The organism is Dactylosporangium sp. CA-052675 (assembly GCF_050947935.1).
Taxonomy (GTDB): domain Bacteria; phylum Actinomycetota; class Actinomycetes; order Mycobacteriales; family Micromonosporaceae; genus Dactylosporangium.
Genome location: NZ_CP192010.1, coordinates 5,288,281 through 5,304,073, shown reverse-complemented (window position 1 = coordinate 5,304,073; position 15,793 = coordinate 5,288,281). Strand labels below are relative to the sequence as shown.

12 protein-coding genes are annotated in these 15,793 nt (G+C 73.3%); 2 read left to right on the top strand and 10 right to left on the bottom strand.

The window, feature by feature from the left end; translation table 11 throughout:
* Nucleotides 1-192 precede the first annotated feature (192 nt).
* Both ACQP1P_RS24430 and ACQP1P_RS24425 read right to left on the bottom strand, forming a co-directional pair.
* Complete coding sequence (locus ACQP1P_RS24430) at nt 193-1,626, bottom strand: ATP-binding protein (protein ID WP_433072876.1); 1,434 nt, start codon at nt 1,624-1,626, stop codon at nt 193-195.
* A complete protein-coding gene (locus ACQP1P_RS24425) occupies nt 1,623-3,284 on the bottom strand; it encodes an FAD-dependent oxidoreductase (RefSeq protein WP_433072874.1) in 1,662 nt (553 codons plus the stop codon). The genes ACQP1P_RS24430 and ACQP1P_RS24425 overlap by 4 nt, the downstream gene beginning before the upstream one ends.
* Between ACQP1P_RS24425 and ACQP1P_RS24420 the strand changes: the two genes are divergently transcribed.
* The gene (locus ACQP1P_RS24420; RefSeq protein WP_433090110.1) at nt 3,283-3,642 is read left to right on the top strand and encodes a UBP-type zinc finger domain-containing protein; all 360 of its coding nucleotides are present in this window, start codon (nt 3,283-3,285) and stop codon (nt 3,640-3,642) included. The genes ACQP1P_RS24425 and ACQP1P_RS24420 overlap by 2 nt on opposite strands.
* Here the strand turns inward: ACQP1P_RS24420 and ACQP1P_RS24415 are convergent.
* Complete coding sequence (locus ACQP1P_RS24415) at nt 3,639-4,508, bottom strand: NAD(+)/NADH kinase (RefSeq protein WP_433072872.1); 870 nt, start codon at nt 4,506-4,508, stop codon at nt 3,639-3,641. The two genes, ACQP1P_RS24420 and ACQP1P_RS24415, sit on opposite strands and share 4 nt — an antisense overlap.
* 24 nt (nt 4,509-4,532) lie before the next feature.
* The gene (locus tag ACQP1P_RS24410) at nt 4,533-5,165 is read right to left on the bottom strand and encodes a DUF1275 family protein (protein ID WP_433072870.1); all 633 of its coding nucleotides are present in this window, start codon (nt 5,163-5,165) and stop codon (nt 4,533-4,535) included.
* A 145-nt stretch (nt 5,166-5,310) separates the two neighbouring features.
* Here ACQP1P_RS24410 and ACQP1P_RS24405 point away from each other — a divergent pair, with 145 nt between their 5' ends.
* Nucleotides 5,311-5,802 (top strand): ATP-binding protein, encoded by a 492-nt coding sequence (locus tag ACQP1P_RS24405; RefSeq protein WP_433072868.1) that lies wholly within the window; start codon nt 5,311-5,313, stop codon nt 5,800-5,802.
* Here ACQP1P_RS24405 and ACQP1P_RS24400 read toward each other — a convergent pair.
* From ACQP1P_RS24400 to ACQP1P_RS24375, 6 genes are all read right to left on the bottom strand, one after another.
* Nucleotides 5,796-7,265 carry an MFS transporter gene (locus ACQP1P_RS24400; RefSeq protein ID WP_433072866.1) on the bottom strand — a complete coding sequence of 490 codons (1,470 nt, stop codon included), beginning with the start codon at nt 7,263-7,265 and terminating at the stop codon, nt 5,796-5,798. The genes ACQP1P_RS24405 and ACQP1P_RS24400 overlap by 7 nt on opposite strands.
* Nucleotides 7,266-7,832: 567 nt before the next feature.
* The gene (locus ACQP1P_RS24395; RefSeq protein WP_433072864.1) at nt 7,833-8,372 is read right to left on the bottom strand and encodes a dihydrofolate reductase family protein; all 540 of its coding nucleotides are present in this window, start codon (nt 8,370-8,372) and stop codon (nt 7,833-7,835) included.
* Nucleotides 8,373-8,391: 19 nt separating this feature from the next.
* The gene (locus ACQP1P_RS24390; RefSeq protein WP_433072862.1) at nt 8,392-8,958 is read right to left on the bottom strand and encodes a hypothetical protein; all 567 of its coding nucleotides are present in this window, start codon (nt 8,956-8,958) and stop codon (nt 8,392-8,394) included.
* A gap of 230 nt (nt 8,959-9,188) precedes the next feature.
* Entirely contained in the window at nt 9,189-10,673 is a 1,485-nt protein-coding gene (gene ahcY, locus ACQP1P_RS24385) for an adenosylhomocysteinase (RefSeq protein ID WP_433072860.1), read from the bottom strand.
* 140 nt (nt 10,674-10,813) lie between these two features.
* Nucleotides 10,814-11,479, bottom strand: coding sequence for a hypothetical protein (locus ACQP1P_RS24380; RefSeq protein WP_433072859.1), 666 nt, complete (start codon nt 11,477-11,479; stop codon nt 10,814-10,816).
* Between the two features lie 103 nt (nt 11,480-11,582).
* On the bottom strand, nt 11,583-15,722 hold the full coding sequence (locus ACQP1P_RS24375) for an SNF2-related protein (protein ID WP_433072857.1): 4,140 nt from the start codon (nt 15,720-15,722) through the stop codon (nt 11,583-11,585).
* Nucleotides 15,723-15,793 lie beyond the last annotated feature (71 nt).

Genomic DNA, 15,793 nt, shown 5'->3' with positions numbered 1-15,793 from the left:
TTGATTACCGCCGAGTACACCAATGCGGCTGTCTCGCATCCTAGGCCCCTGTCGTTGTGGGATTCCTACAACGTTTGTTGCCGGGTAGGCCCGCCTTGATTCCTAGCATCCTAGGACGCGTTAGGCAGCGTGCCTGACGGCACGCCAAAACCCAGTGAGGATCGGCGCTCCGCGCCGACCTGCTCCAAACGATCAGGCGGTCTCGCGCAGGGGCAGCACGACCGTGAAGTGGGTGTCGCCCGGCTCGGAGGTGACCCGGATGTCGCCGTGGTGCTTCTTGACCACGATGCGGTAGGAGATGTCGAGGCCGAGGCCGGTGCCCTCGCCGACGGGCTTGGTGGTGAAGAACGGCTCGAAGATGCGCGGGCGGACCTCGGGCGGGATGCCGGTGCCGGTGTCGGCGATGTCGACGTTGAGGCAGTCGCCGGTCGGGTCGAGGCTTGTGGTGATCGTCAGCGTCCCGGAGCCGTGCATCGCGGAGACGCCGTTGTCGATCAGGTTCGTCCAGACCTGGTTGAGCTCGGCGGCGTACGCGGGGATGTTCGGCAGGTTCCGGTCGTAGTTCGTCACGACGCGGATGCCCTGGGGGATCTTGGCGTTGAGCATGATGAGGGTCGCGTCGAGCAGTTCGTGGACGTCGACGACCTGGAAGGGGCCGCGGTCGAGCTGGGAGTACTGCTTGGCGGCGGAGACGAGGCCGGAGATGCGGCCGACGGCGTCGTCGATCTCGCCCATGAGCAGTTCGGTCTCGATGGTGTAGGCGAGCCAGCGCACGGCGGGTTCGAGGTCGATGTCGCCGATGCAGGAGGCGACGTCCTCGAGCCAGGGCAGGTCGACGCCGCCGGCGACGAGGGTGGGGGCGAGGTCCCAGGCGCCGGCGACCTGGTGCTCGTCGAGCCAGTCGCCGACGGTGTCCTCGGCGTCGGAGATCTCCAGGGCGGAGCGTTTGGTGGTGTTCTGGGCCTTCTTGACGGCGGTTTCCTGGAGTTCGACGAGGCCGTGGAGGCGTTCGCCGTCGAGGCGGCCGTCGGCGATCATGGCGAGTTTGTGGCGCATGCCGGCGACCTTGTCGCGCAGGACGGCGGTGGCGCGGACGGCGGCGGCGGCGGGGTTGTTGAGCTCGTGGGTGAGGCCGGCGGACAGGGAGCCGAGGGCGAGGAGGCGTTCGCGTTCGGCGACGGCGTTGTTGCTGTTGCGCATGCCGAAGAAGAGGCCTTCGAGCAGGTGCATGGCCATGGGGAACCAGTGGCGCACGACGGGGCCGAACTCGGCGGCGGGCAGTTCGTAGACCTCGGCGTCGGTGATGGCGTGCATGGTGTTGTTGTAGAGCTGGGGTACCTGGTCGCCGAGGTAGGCCTGGGTGGCGCCGCCGTAGACGCCGACGTGGTCGGTGCGGGAGAGCTCGACGTCGTCGCCGCGGATGTTGCGGCTGAGGGAGACGGTGCCGGAGAGCAGGACGACGAAGCAGGTGGCGGGTTCGCCTTCGCGGTAGATGGTGTCGCCGGCGGGGTGGGTGACGGCCCAGCCGCGGGTGGCGAGCCAGTCGAGCTGGTCGTCGTCGAGGGCTTCGAAGAGGAACAGGGTGCGCAGCTCGTCGGTGGTGAGGCGGCGGCCGGTGGCGGTCATTGGGACTCCAGGAGGTACCGGTGGACGAGCGAGACGGCCATGGCGCCTTCGCCGACGGCGGAGGCGACGCGTTTGACGGAGTCGGCGCGGACGTCGCCGGCGGCGAAGACGCCGGGGATGCTGGATTCGAGGTGGTAGGGGTCGCGGGGCAGGAGCCAGCCGGGTGGGGGTTCGTCGCCGGTGAGGAGGTCGGGTCCGGTGAGGACGAAGCCGCGGTGGTCGCGCTGGACGGTGCCGTCGAGCCAGTCGGTGCGGGGTTCGGCGCCGATGAAGATGAACAGCCAGGAGGCGTCGACGGTGCGGCCGGGGCCGCCGTCGACGGGGCGTAGTTCGAGGCGTTCGAGGTGTTCGTCGCCGTGGGCGGCGGCGATTTCGGTGCAGGGGTGGACCTGGATGTGGTCGACGGCGTTGATCTGGTCGATGAGGTATTGGGACATGGAGGCGTTGAGGTTGGCGGCGCGGATGACGAGGTGGACGCGGCTGGCGTAGCGGGAGAAGAACATGGCGGCCTGGCCGGCGCTGTTGGCGCCGCCGACGATGTAGACGTCCTGGTCGGTGCAGGAGGGGGCTTCGGTGGCGGCGCTGCCGTAGTAGACGCCGCGGCCGTGGAGGTCGGCGAGGCCGGGGGCGGTGAGGCGGCGGTAGGAGACGCCGGTGGCGAGGATGACGGCGTGGGAGGCGATGGTGGTGCCGTCTTCGAAGTGCAGGATGCGGGTGTTGCCGTGGGTTTCGAGGCGGGTGACGCGGCAGGCGGTGAGCAGTTCGGCGCCGAATTTGACGGCTTGGCGGCGGGCGCGGTCGGTGAGTTGGGCGCCGGAGACGCCGTCGGGGAAGCCGAGGTAGTTTTCGATGCGGCTGGATTGGCCGGCTTGGCCGCCGGTGGCGCGTTCTTCGAGCAGGACGGTGCGGAGGCCTTCGCTGGCGCCGTAGACGGCGGCGCCGAGGCCGGCGGGGCCGCCGCCGACGACGACGAGGTCGTAGAAGTCGCCGGTGGGGGTGGTGGTGAGGCCGACGTGGGTGGCGAGTTCGGCTTCGGTGGGGTTGACGAGGGTTTTGCCTTCGGTGGTGATGACGAGGGGGACGTCGTCGGGGGTGAGGCCGGCGGCGGTGAGGAGGCGTTGGCCTTCGGTGTCGTCGGTGGTGTACCAGCGGTAGCTGATCATGTTGCGGGCGAGGAAGTCGCGGACTTTGAAGCTGGGGGCGTTCCACCGGTGGCCGATGATCTTGACGTCGGCGCTGGGGCGGTCGGGGGCGGCTTTCCAGGCGTCGAGCATGGCGTCGATGACGGGGTAGAGCTTCTCCTCGGGCGGGTGCCAGGGTTTGAGGAGGTAGTGGTCGAGGTCGATGACGTTGATGGCCTGGATGGCGGCGTCGGTGTCGGCGTAGGCGGTGAGCAGGACGCGGCGGGCGCGGGGGAAGAGGTCCATGGCGGCCTCGAGGAATTGCAGGCCGTTCATTTCGGGCATGCGGTAGTCGGCCAGCAGGACGGCGACCTGTTCGCCTCGGAGTTTGAGTTCCTTGAGGGTGTCGAGGGCTTCGCGGCCGCTGTCGGCGCGCACGATGCGGTAGTCCTCGCCGTATTGGCGGCGCAGGTCGCGGGCGACGGCGCGGGAGACGGCGGGGTCGTCGTCGACGGTCAAGATCGCTGGCTTGGCCATGCGGTCAATCCAACCACGCGTCGGGCGTGGCGACGAGTGTGGTGCGGGCTACGGTGGTGCGATGCAGAGTGGTTGCGCGCATGTGGAGATGGTGGCGTCGCCGCCGGTGGAGCCGTCGGCGGACGGGTGTGAGGACTGCCTGGCGACGGGCGGGCGTTGGGTGCATCTGCGGTTGTGCCTGACGTGCGGGCACGTGGGGTGTTGTGATTCGTCGCCGGCGAAGCATGCGACGGCGCATTTCCGGTCGTCGGAGCATCCGCTGGTGCAGTCGTTCGAGCCGGGCGAGGAGTGGGTGTGGTGTTATGCCGATGAGGCGATCGTCGGGGTGGCGGGGTTGCCGTCCCGGTCGCATTCCTAGGGCAGTTCGACCTCGAGGCTGCCGTTGACCTGGAGTTTGCGGCGGGCGCGTTCGTAGAAGGTGGTGTAGCCGAGGCGCACCACCTTCGCGGCGGCGGGGGCGGCGGAGACGGTGAGGGTGTCGCCGGGGTTGAGTTCGCCGAGGAGTTCGCCGTCGACTTCGACGGCGAGGCGGCCGCTGGAGGGCAGCAGTTCGAGGTCGAGGTCTTCGTGGGGGGACAGCACGAGGGCGCGGTTGAACGCGGAGTGGGCGGCGGCGGGGACGACGAGGATGCCTTCGACGGTGGGGGAGACGATGGGGCCGCCGGCGGAGAAGCTGTAGGCGGTGGAGCCGGTGGATGTGGCGACGATGAGGGCGTCGGCGGCGTAGCGGACGAACGGGTAGCCCTGCATGGAGATGGCGACGGCGGCGAGGCCGTGTCCGGGGGTGCGGACGAGGGCGATGTCGTTGAAGGCGGTGACGTCGGTGCCGTCGGGCAGGGTGGTGCGCACGGCCATGCGGGGTTCGACGGTGAACTTGTGGGCGTCGATGGCGGAGAGGGCGTCGGGGAGTTCGTCGACGGAGACTTCGGCGAGGAAGCCGAGGCGGCCGAGGTTGACGCCGAGGACCGGGGTGGGTTTGCCGGAGAGCAGGCGCATGCTGCGCAGCATGGTGCCGTCGCCGCCGAGGCTGACGACGAGGGAGGCGCGGCCGACGAGTTCGTCGGGGGTGACGGAGACGGCGGAGCAGTCGATGCGGCCGACTTCGTCGGGCAGGCCGAGGACGGTGGTGTCGCGGCTGCGGGCCCAGTCGATGACGGCGTCGATGGCCGGTTTGGAGTCGCGGCGTGGATGTAGGACGAGTCCGACGGTGTGCACCATCCCCATTGGTGCCAGTGTACGGGGTGGGGGTTACGGGGTGTGGGCGGGCTGTGGCTGGTGGGCGGCTCGGGTGCGGTTGGCGGGGCGGCGGGGCGGGATGGCCTGGATGACGACGGCGGTGGCGACGAGGGCGACGGCGGGCAGGGGGCCGAGCCAGGGGGTGTGGTCGAGCAGGAGGGCCGCGGCGGCGGCGCCGGCGGGGAGGGCGGCGAGGGGTGCGGCGTCGCGGAGGCGGCCTTTGGCGGCGCGCAGGAGGGGGCCGGTGAGGTGGCCGGTGGGGGTGTCGGTGTCGCGGTGGGCGGCGGCGTGCAGGGCCAGGGCGATGGCGGCGAGGGTGAGCAGGGGCAGTTGGGCGGGGCCGTGGGGGTCGTGGTGGGTGGCGACCCAGCCGCCGGTGAGGGTGCAGAGGGCGGCGAGTTCGGCGACGAGGCAGCGGCCGGGGGGTTGGTTGCGGGCGGCGGTGACGGTGGTGGCGTAGACGGCGACGGCGAGGGCGGCGCGGGTGGTGGTGTCGGCGAGGTGGTGGGGGTCGGTGGTGGCGGTGATGCCGGTGAGCAGGAGGTTGCCGGTGGGGACGCCGGCGAAGACGCCGCCGAGGTACAGCAGGGTCAGGCCGTCTACGTAGCCGGCGGCCAGGGCGAGGATCCACACGGTTCGGCGCACCGGGTGTCGCTTCCCCGGCTGGTGGGTCCGTCCCTCACCTACCCCGGGTGGCTCGTGGTGTTTGCTGGTCGGCAAACATGACGGGGTGGGGGTTGCGGGTACGGTGACGGTACTGGTGGTGTGGTTGTCGTCGTGAGGGGGTCGTGTGTCGATCGCGTTACGGCTGGTGCTGCATCTGCCCCGGGACGCCGCGACGGTGCCGGTGGTGCGGCGGCTGCTGGACCAGGCCCTGCGCACGCTGGGTGTGGAGCCGTCGTGCCGTGACGACGTCGGCCTGATCCTGACGGAGGCGTGCGCGAACGTCATCGAGCACGCGTTGCAGATCGACGATTATGAGATCACGATCGAGGTGACGTCGGAGCGGTGCGTCATCCATGTGGTCAACGCGGGGGCGGTCGTGGATCCGTCGCGGCTGTCGCTGCCGGTGGTTGCTCCCGCGGACGCCGCCGCGGTGCTGCCCGCGCCGCGGCCCGGTGACGTCGATCCGGTCCTGGACGAGCACGGGCGGGGGCTGCACATCATCCGGTCCCTGGCCGATGAGCTGTATCTGACGCCGGCGCTGTCGGGTGGGCTCGTGCTGCAGGCGGTGACGACGCTGCGGTGGACCGCTGACGCCGAGGTGTGGCAGCGTCACTGACCCCGGCTGGTGCGGCGGTCCCCGGCTGTTGCGTCGCCGGCTGGTGCGGCACCGGGTGGTATGGCGTCGGCTGGTGCGGCACCGGGTGGTGCGGCGTCGTGGGGTGGTGCGGCGGCCGGGGCCTGGTCGGCTTGTGCGGCGGTGCGGGTGGGTGCGTCGGCGGCGAGGGCCAGCAGCGCGCCGGTCAGGGCGGTGAGCAGCGCGGCCCGGGGTGACCACTGTTCGACGGTCGCGCCGGCGACGGCGGTGCCGAGGGCGGTGCCGGCCATCGTCGCGGTGCTGGTCCACATGCGGGCCTCGGTGGCGGTGCCGGGCGGGGCGGCGCGTTCGGTGATCTCGTAGGCGGCGGCGTTGAGGGGTGCCACCGGTGCGCCGGCGATCGCGAAGAGGATCGCGAGCCACCACAGGCCGGCGGGGGCGAACAGCGGGACGAGGACGGCGCACATGACGGCGGCGAGGACGGTGGGGCGCAGCCGGAGGGCGACGCTGCCGGCGAGGCTGCCCGCGGCGAGGGCGCCGAGGAGGATGCCGGCGAAGCCGGGGCGGCCGTGGGCGGTGGCGTAGCCGGCCGCGGTGACCTGGAGCGCCCCGAGGGTTACGCCGAGTGCGGTTCTGGATGCGACGAGGGTGCGGATTGCCGGGGAGCGTAGGGCGCCGAGGATGTCACGCCGCGTCGTGCGCTCGCGTATCCGGCGGTCGGTTCCCTTCCTGGCGTCGCGCCCCCTGGCGTCGTGCCGTGGTCCGGTTGCCGTGGAGGGTGGCTCGGCGGTGTGGGGCGGCTGGTGCTCGGACCGGGCGGCGCGGCGGGTTGTGCCGCTGGTGCCGCTTGTGTCGCGGCCGTCGGTGGTGGTGGCGGTCTTGCTGCTGCCGGTGGTGGTGTGGCGGGGGTCGGCGGCTCGGGACGGGGGGAGCAGCGCGAAGACGGTCGACGCGGCGGCTGCGGTGGCGGCGGTCAGGACCAGGCCCAGCGCGGGGCGGCCGAGGGCGGCGACGAGGCCGGCGATCAGGGGGCCGGCGATGAAGCCGAGCTCGAGGAGGGCGCTTTCGAGGCGGTACGAGGCCTGGCGGTCGCGGTCGTCGTCGAGGATCGCCGCCCAGATGCCGCGCATCCAGGCGCCGACGGGTGGGCGGGCGGCGCCGGCGAGGACGGCCAGGATAGCCGCGGCGGGCAGGGGGATCGCCGGCAGCGCGGCGATGGCCAGGAGGGCGGCGGCGTGGACGGCGGCGGTGGCGAGCAGGACGCGGGTGGCGCCGAGGCGGTCGACGAGCCGTCCGGTGACGGGGGCGCCGGCGGCGGTACCGACGGCGAACGATCCGGCGAGGAGCCCGGCGGCGGTGAACGAGTCGCGGGTCGCCTCGGCGAACAGGACCAGCGCGAGCGCGACGGCACCGCCGGCGAGGCGGACGAGGAGGTTCGTGGCGGCGAGGGCCACCGCGTACGGCCGGCGCAGGATCTTGAACACTCCGGAGTTCTACGCCGCCCGGGGCGGTCGGGCCACCGGTTTTGGGTGCCTTTGCCCGCTGTGGCGGGCCGCTCGGCCCCGGGCGGTGTGGTGCTACCGACCGTGATGATGCTGCTGCCGGTGGCGGCCTCGAGGAGTTGCGGCGGCGTCTGCGGGTCGCGGGTCACCGCGCTCCATCGGACCGTGGAGACCATGCGCCTGTGCGGGAGCCGCAACACGCACCTGCTCGTCGACGTGGAGCCGCGCATCGGCGGGGTTGTCTCCTTCCGGGCCGGGCCGGCCCTGGCCGAACCGATCCGGCCTGGTCCGGCGGCCCCGGACGGTCCGGCGGCCTCAACTGCGTCCCGGCCCCGGCCGCGCTTTACGCGAGTCTCCACCGGGCCCGGTGCCTTCTTTCGCCTGCGCCGTGACCACCGGCTCGGGCTGGGTTCCTTGGCCTTTCCGGGAGCGGCGATACTGGGCCGCCGGGTTCGACGCGCCCCCTCGCGTCGTCCGTGGCCCGGCCGTCGCCGCGACCACGGACAGCCACCGAGCCTGTATTACCGAATTACGATTACCGGATTGCCGTTATTTGATAATCCGCATCCAGGTGTTGATCGCCCGCTCGGTGTGGGTGACGCGCAGCGGCTCGAGCTGGATCGGGGGCGTACCGGTGGCGGCGAAGAGCCGGGTGCCGTCGCCGAGCAGGACCGGGACGGTGATCGCCAGGATCTCGTCGAGCTCGCCGAGGGCCAGGCACTGACGGGCGATGTCGGCGCCGAGGATGTTGACGTAGCCGTCGCCGGCGGCGGCCCTCGCCTCGCGCACGGCCGTTTCGACGTCGGGGACGAACGTGATGCCGTCGCCGTCCGGGCGGGGGTGGTGCGTGACGACATACTGCGGGCCGTCCCAGCCGCCGCCGAACGCCTTCCCGGCTCGGTCGGTGCCGCGGTACGGGTCGTCGCCGCCGAAGGTGCGGTTGCCGACGATCAGGGCGCCGATGCGGGGGATGAGGTCGTCGACGAGCGGGTTCGGGGCGAGGTGCGGGGTGAGCCAGCTCATGTCGCCGCCGGGGCCGGTGATGAAGCCGTCGAGGGACATCGACGCGGAGTACAGCATGATGGCCATGGGTGATTGCCGCCTTTCGTCATCCGGAATGGTCGCTGATGAGACGACGCTCGGGCGGCTGATTCATCGGTGCTCCGACGGCGGTCCTGTTGCGGCCGGCCTGTGCGGTGGCCACGGAAGCACCACGTCCGCCGCCTTCCCGCAGCCGCGGCGCTTCCTTGACCGCGGGAAGGCGGCGGCTGCGGTGTGGTAAGGGCGGCGTGAATGCTGGGGGTGCGGTGTGGCGAGGTCCCCGTGTGGGCCGCGGGCGCGGAAGTGCTGCGGGCGTGGTGAGGGCTTCGGGCGCGGGACTGCGGCGGGCACGGGGACGGCGGCGGCACGGGACGGCGGTGGCCGCCGCACCGCACCGGGGCGGCGGCCGCTGCACCGGGGCGGCGGCGTGCGGCGCCGGCACGGTTTGCGAGACATCGGTGACGAGGGCGGGCTCGCACGGGATCGCCACGTGGACGATGGCGATGGTGGGGAAGCGCTCCACGGTCTGCGCCTTCCGCCGCCCTTGCTCGACGACTTCGACGACGAGGTACCGCGCCATGGCCGCAACCACCGTCAACATCGGCGCAGACGCCGCCGACAACAGCTTCGTCATCGACCTGCTGGCCGCCGTCGAGCTCAGCGCGGCGCAAGCACGAACAGGCTCGGCACGGCATCACACCGGGGTTGCGCCAACCGCAGGGCTTGGCAGTGCGCGGGCACGAGCGGCGCCGGCGTCGGGCCGGGCCCGGGGGCCGCCGGGCCGGTTGTAACCCGAGTCCGAGCGGCGGCGGGCGTCACGCCGGGGTCGCGGGTGCCGAAGCAGCCGCAACCCCGGCCTGCACGTCAGTAGCGGTAATGCTCCGGCTTGTAGGGGCCGGCGACGTCGACGCCGATGTACTCGGCCTGCTCCTTCGTCAGCTCCGTCAGGCGCACGCCCAGCGCGTCCAGATGCAGCGCGGCGACCTTCTCGTCGAGGTGCTTGGGCAGGCGGTAGACCTGCCGCTCGTAGGCGTCGGGCTTCGTGAACAGCTCGATCTGCGCGATCGTCTGGTTCGTGAACGAGTTCGACATGACGAAGCTCGGGTGGCCGGTGGCGTTGCCGAGGTTGAGCAGCCGCCCCTCGGACAGCACGATGATCGAACGGCCGTCGGCGCGGACCCACTCGTGGACCTGCGGCTTGATCTCGCGCTTGGCGATGCCGGGCAGCTGGGCGAGGCCGGCCATGTCGATCTCGTTGTCGAAGTGCCCGACGTTGCCGACGATCGCGTTGTGCTTGAGCCGGCCGAGCTGGGCGGCGGTGATGATGCCCTTGTTGCCGGTCGCGGTGATGATGACGTCGGCGGTGTCGATGACGTCGTCGAGGCGCACGACGGGCAGGCCGTGCATCGCCGCCTGCAGGGCGCAGATCGGGTCGATCTCGGTGACGACGACCCGGGCGCCCTGGCCGCGCAACGCCTCCGCGGCGCCCTTGCCGACGTCGCCGTAGCCGCAGACGACGGCGAGCTTCCCGGCCAGCATCACGTCCGTGGCCCGGTTGAGCCCGTCGAGGAGGGAGTGGCGGATGCCGTACGTGTTGTCGAACTTCGACTTCGTGACCGAGTCGTTGACGTTGATCGCCGGGAAGAGCAGCTCACCGGCGTCGGCGAGCTTGTAGAGGCGCTTGACACCGTTGGTGGTCTCCTCGGTGACGCCGCGGACGGCGGCCGCGATGCGGGTGAACCGCTGCGGGTCGCGTGCGAGGCTCGCCCGGAGGGTGTCGAGGATGATGGTGTACTCGTGGTCGTCGCCTTCGGTCGCCGCCGGCACCGCGCCGCGGGTCTCGAACTCGGCGCCCTTGTGCACCAGCAGGGTCGCGTCGCCGCCGTCGTCGACGATCATGTTCGGTCCGACGATCTCCCCGCCGTCGCCGGTGAACTGGAACAGCTGGTCGGTGCACCACCAGTACTCCTGCAGCGTCTCGCCCTTCCAGGCGAACACGGGGGTGCCGGCGGGAGCGTCGGGGGTGCCGGTGGGGCCGACGACGACCGCGGCGGCGGCCTCGTCCTGGGTGGAGAAGATGTTGCACGACACCCACCGGACCTCGGCGCCGAGCGCGACGAGGGTCTCGATCAGGACCGCGGTCTGCACGGTCATGTGCAGGCTGCCGGCGATGCGGGCGCCGCGCAGCGGCTGGGCCGCGGCGTACTCGGCGCGGGTGGCCATCAGGCCCGGCATCTCGTGCTCGGCGAGACGGATCTGGGTGCGGCCGGCGTCGGCGAGGGACAGGTCGGCGACGGCGAAGTCGATGCCGCCGCGCTGCTGCAGGTAGGGGTGCTGGGTTTCGGACATACCTGAGGTCACCTCCCGGTGACAGGAGGCGCCCTTGCGGTCAAGGGAGGTCAGGTGTGGCCGAGCGTGGCGGACGCCCATGGGTCCGTCGCAGCGCCTCTCGGCCCTGACCGCGGCGATCACTCACCGCTGGTACGACGCTACCGGCCGCGGCGGCGGTCCGGCAACCCCGGCTCGCCGCGGGTGGCGGTGTGATAGGCGGCACGCAGCACGTCGGTGACGTCGAACCGGCCGACGGTCAGCGGCAGCGCGTCGAGCTGCTCGAGGATCGCGTCGCCGCGGCGCACCGCACCCGGGACGGCCGGTCCGGGCGGGGTGAGGCGCGGGCCGGCTTCCCAGAAGGTACCGCTGCGGGGTTGATCATCCGATGGCGCTTCCCGGCGGCCGGCGATGTGGGCCAGGGCGGAGACCCGGTGCCCGCGCAGCGCCTCGAGGAGCTCGTCGCGGCCGCGGCCCCGCCAGGCGAGGATCGCGAACGGGTCGGCGTCGAACTCCCCGGCCAGCACGTAGCAGGCGGCGGTCAGGTGCCGGCACGGCTTCTGCCAGCCGGGGCACGAGCAGTCCAGGACGATCTCGGACAGCGACTGCGGGAACAGCGACAGCCCGAACCCGGCCAGGAGCTGCTCGAGGTTGTCGGGCAGGTGCCCGGCGAGGAGCTTCGCGGCGTGGATCGCCTCCCCGGCCAGCGCGCGTTCGATGCGGGCCCAGTCGGCGGCCGAGTACGCCTGCACGCCGATGCGGGCCCGGTACGTCTCACCGTCCTCGTCGACGACCAGCGCCGTCACGATACTCGTCGAGATCGTCACGGAACGTACCTGCCCGGCGCGGGCGTACCGCCGCCCCGCCGAAAATGTCGTACCCATCCGCAAGGATTCGAGCATGGTCAGGAACTGGTGGGACCAACTCGCGTCAGACATCCGCGACCGCCTCCGGCGCGAGGGACATCAGGTCGAGCAGGTCGTTCGTCGACAGGCCGGTGAGCCAGCCCTCACCGGAGCCGACCGCGACCCCGGCCAGGTCCCGCTTGCTCGCCATGATCTCCTCGACCCGCTCCTCGATCGTGCCGATGCACACGAACGTGTGGACCTGCACGTCGCGGCGCTGCCCGATGCGGAACGCCCGGTCCGTCGCCTGCGCCTCCGCGGCCGGGTTCCACCACCGGTCCACGTGCACGACATGGTTCGCCGCGGTCAGGTTCAGGCCGGTCCCGCCCGCCTTCAGCGACACCAGCAGCACCCCCGGGCCCGGCCCGGACTGGAACCGTTCCACCATCCGGTCGCGGGATCCTTTGGGTGTACCGCCATGCAGAAACTCCACCCCCGTGCCCAGCCGCTGCGCCAGATGCGGGGCGAGGAGCTGCCCGAACTTCGCGAACTGGGTGAACACCAGCGCCCGGTCCCCGGCCTCGGTCGCCGCGGCCAGGATCTCCTCCAGCCGGGCGAGCTTGCCCGAGCGGCCCGGCAGCGGCGTCCCGTCGCCCATGAGATGCGCCGGATGATTGCACACCTGCTTGAGCTTCGTCATCGCCGACAGCACCAGCCCCTTGCGCTGCGACCCGGCCCGGCCCTCCCGCAGCTTCACGAACAGCTCGTCGACGACGGCCTTGTAGAGCGTCGCCTGCTCCAGGGTCAGGTTGCACCACTGGCGCCGCTCGAACTTCTCCGGCAGGTCCGCGATCACCGCCCGGTCCGTCTTCACCCGCCGCAGCAGGAACGGCCGCGTCACCCGCCGCAGCCGCCGGGCCGCGTCCTCGTCGCCCCACCGCTCGACCGGCACCGAGTACCGGGCCCGGAACAGCGACGCCTCGCCCAGCAGACCCGGGTTGAGGAAGTCCGCGATCGACCACAGCTCCGTGAGCCGGTTCTCCACCGGCGTCCCGGTCAGCGCCACCCGGTGCCGGGCCGGGAACCGCCGCACCGCCCGGGCCGTCACCCCGGCCGCGTTCTTCACGTGCTGGGCCTCGTCGAGCACGACCCGGTCCCACGCGACCGCGGCGAGCGTGTCGGCGTCGCGGGTCGCGACCTGATACGTGGTCAGCACCAGGTCGGCGCCGTCCGGGCCGCTGCCGGCGCGGCGGGCGGCGCCGTGATGGACCCGGACCGTCAGGTGCGGCGTGAACCGCTCGATCTCCCGCCGCCAGTTGCCCAGCACCGACAGCGGGCACACGATCAGCGTCGGCGACCGCGGCCCCTGCGCCCGCAGATGCGCCTCCAGGGCCAGGACCTGCACCGTCTTGCCCAGACCCATGTCGTCGGCGAGGAGCGCCCCGACACCGACCGCGTCCAGGAACGCCAGCCACGACAGGCCCCGCCGCTGATACGGGCGCAGCTGCGCGGTCAGGCCCGGCGGCGGGTCGAGCAGCTCGAGACGTTCCGCGGCCCGGCCGGTGAGCAGGTCCGCGAGCCAGCCCTCCCCGTCGACGCCCGTCACCGGCAGCGGCAGGTCCGAGTCCGGGACGAGCCGGGTCAGGCGCATCGCCTCACCGGCGGTCATCTCCCCGCGGCCGCCGCGGCGCAGGAACGCCAGCCCGGCCCGCAGCCGCTCCCGGTCCAGGTGCACCCACCGGCCCCGCAGCCGCACCAGCGGCACCTTCGCCCGGGCCAGCTCCGCCAGGTCGGCCTCGGACAGGAACTCGTCGCCGATCGCCAGCCCCCACCGGAACCCCACGATCGCGGCCCGGTTCGTCGTGGTGTCCCGCAGCACCGGCGTCGCCGGCTGCCGTGTCCGCACCGACAGCGTCAGGCCCAGCTCCTGCCGCCGCTGCCACTGCGCCGGCAGCAGCACCCCGAACCCGGCGTCGTGCAGCAGCGACGCGAACGTCAGGAACCGGTGCGCGCCGATCGTGTCCAGCCGCAGCGACTCCGGCCGCGGCCCCCACAACGCCTCGTCGAGCTCCGGCCACAGCCGGCTCGCCCGGCCCAGATCCTCCAGCAGCACGTCCTGCGGATAGTCGACCCACTTGAACAGCGGCGACGCCCCGTCGTGCCACACGTCCCGCGCCGGCACGAGCAGCCCCGGCTCCGCCGCCGGCTGCAGCAGGAACTCGACCAGCCACGAACCGCCGTCCTCGTCGAACCGTCCCGGCGTGCCCGCAGACCTTCGGTCGCCGGCCGGGTCCGGGGCGAGGCCGTCGTCATCGTCGCCGGCCTCCACGTAGGACAGGCGGAAACAGGTCCGCACCGGTGCGGGGCGGCCGCTGTCCGACCACCGCTCGAGCAGCTCCCGCAGCCGGGCAACCTCGGGCCCGTCCGCCATGACCGCCCCCACCACCGGCTCAGGTCCGGGCTCGGAGGCGGCGGGTTCCGGGACCGGCAGGCCCCGGGCGGCGGCCGCCGCGACCGCCCGGGCCTGCGCGCGGGCCTGCGCCGCGAACCCGCCCCGGCCGTTGGCCGCGGGAGCCACCTGCCCCGCGGCGGCGGTGGCGACGGTGGTGGTGGTGCGCAGCCGGGCGTCGGAGGTCGTGAGCGCGGCCAGCCAGGCGCGGACGGCCGTGTCGTGGCGGGGCTCCTCGTCGCCGAGCAGCGGCTCACCACGCAACCGGCCCCGGACCAGGTGGTCGACGGCCGCGTCCAGGGCGGCGCGGGCCGCGTCCCCCGGCGACCACGCCGGCCGGTCCGCCCCGAGACGGAACCGTTGCCGCGCCGGGTCCAAGGCCGCGGCGGCGACGCCCGGCATCGCACGGCACAGCGCGTCGAACGTGGCCGCGTCGGCGCCCCACAGGGCCGGGCGCCACCTCGCCGCCGGGCCCCGGCCACCGCCCGGGGCCGGCTCGGTCGTCAGGGCGGGCAGGAACCGGCCACGGTCGGTCAGATCCGTGGCGAAGACGACCAGATCGGTGAGGGCGCCGATCGACGCGCCCGGGACCACGCCGGAGACGGTCGACAGCAGCAGATCCGGGTCGCTGCCCGGAGGAAGGACGACGATCGGGACGGTCCACACGGTGTGGCGGCGGGCAGCCGGGCGGCGCCGCGACGGCAGGCGCGCCACCAGCTCCGGCGACGGGGCCGGATGGTGCGGGGTCGACGGGAGGAGCAGATCGGCGGTCGCGACGGTGCCGGGCAGCGGCGGGAGGACCGCGAACGGGTGCACGGCCGGGCCCGGCGGGTCCGGTACCGCCGCCGTACCGGACCCGGCCGGCGGTACCGGACCCGGCGCCGTGTCCTGCGCCGGGCCGGGGACACCGCCGGTGACGGTCGCATCCGGCGGCGGCACGGACGGGGCGGTCGGCACCCGGCCGGTGCCGCGGCGGCCACGGCCGGTCACGGGCACGGCCGGCGCCGGTGGTGACGGCGGCGCGGAAGGCCGGGGCGGCCCGGCGTCCTCCGCTGCACTCGCGACCCGGCCGGTGGCGGACGCATCCGGCGGCGCGGACGTGGTGGCCTCCGCCAGGTCGTCGATGCCGTGGTGGCCGTGGCCGGTGACGGGCGCGGCGGCCACGGCGTCCAGCGACGGCGGCCCGGGCCGCCCGGGCGAGGGCGTTCCGGTAGCGGCCAGTGGCGCCTCGGCGGACAGGAAGGCGGCAGGTCGAAGCGCGGCCGTCGGCGCGGCAACGGTCAGCGCGCCGGTCGTTGCGGCGTCGGCCGCCGGCCCGCCGACGGGCAGTGCGTCGACGGCCAGTGCGTCGGCCGCCGGCGCGTCGATCGTTGCGGCGTTGCCGGTCGGTGATGCCTTCCCGGCTGCCGGGGACGGCGGGCCGGCGTTCTGCGCTGCGCCGGGGAGACCGTCGGTGGCGGAGCCGGGGGCCGAACCTGCCGGCTCGGTTGACGCCGCCGCCGACGTGAACGCCGCGGTCGGGCCGGCCGTGGCCGCGGTGGCGGTGGCGGGTGAGCCGTGCGGTCCGGCGCTGGTGGCCGCCGTGGTCTCGGCCGCCGGTCGTGTCGGCGATGGCGCGGCGGAGGTGATGGCGGGGTCGGCGGCAGACGGGGGCGGTGCCGCGGGGGTGGGCGCGGAGGCTGGCGTGGCTGGAGACGGGTGCAGGGCGGCGTCCGGGGACTCGGCCCAGCAGGCGAGGGTTCCGTCCGGCAGCACCAGGCCGTGCACGACGATCACCGGTACGACCATAACGCGCCCCGCCGCCCCCGCCGTGGACCCCGGTGCCGAGCGGGACGCGTCGCACCGGC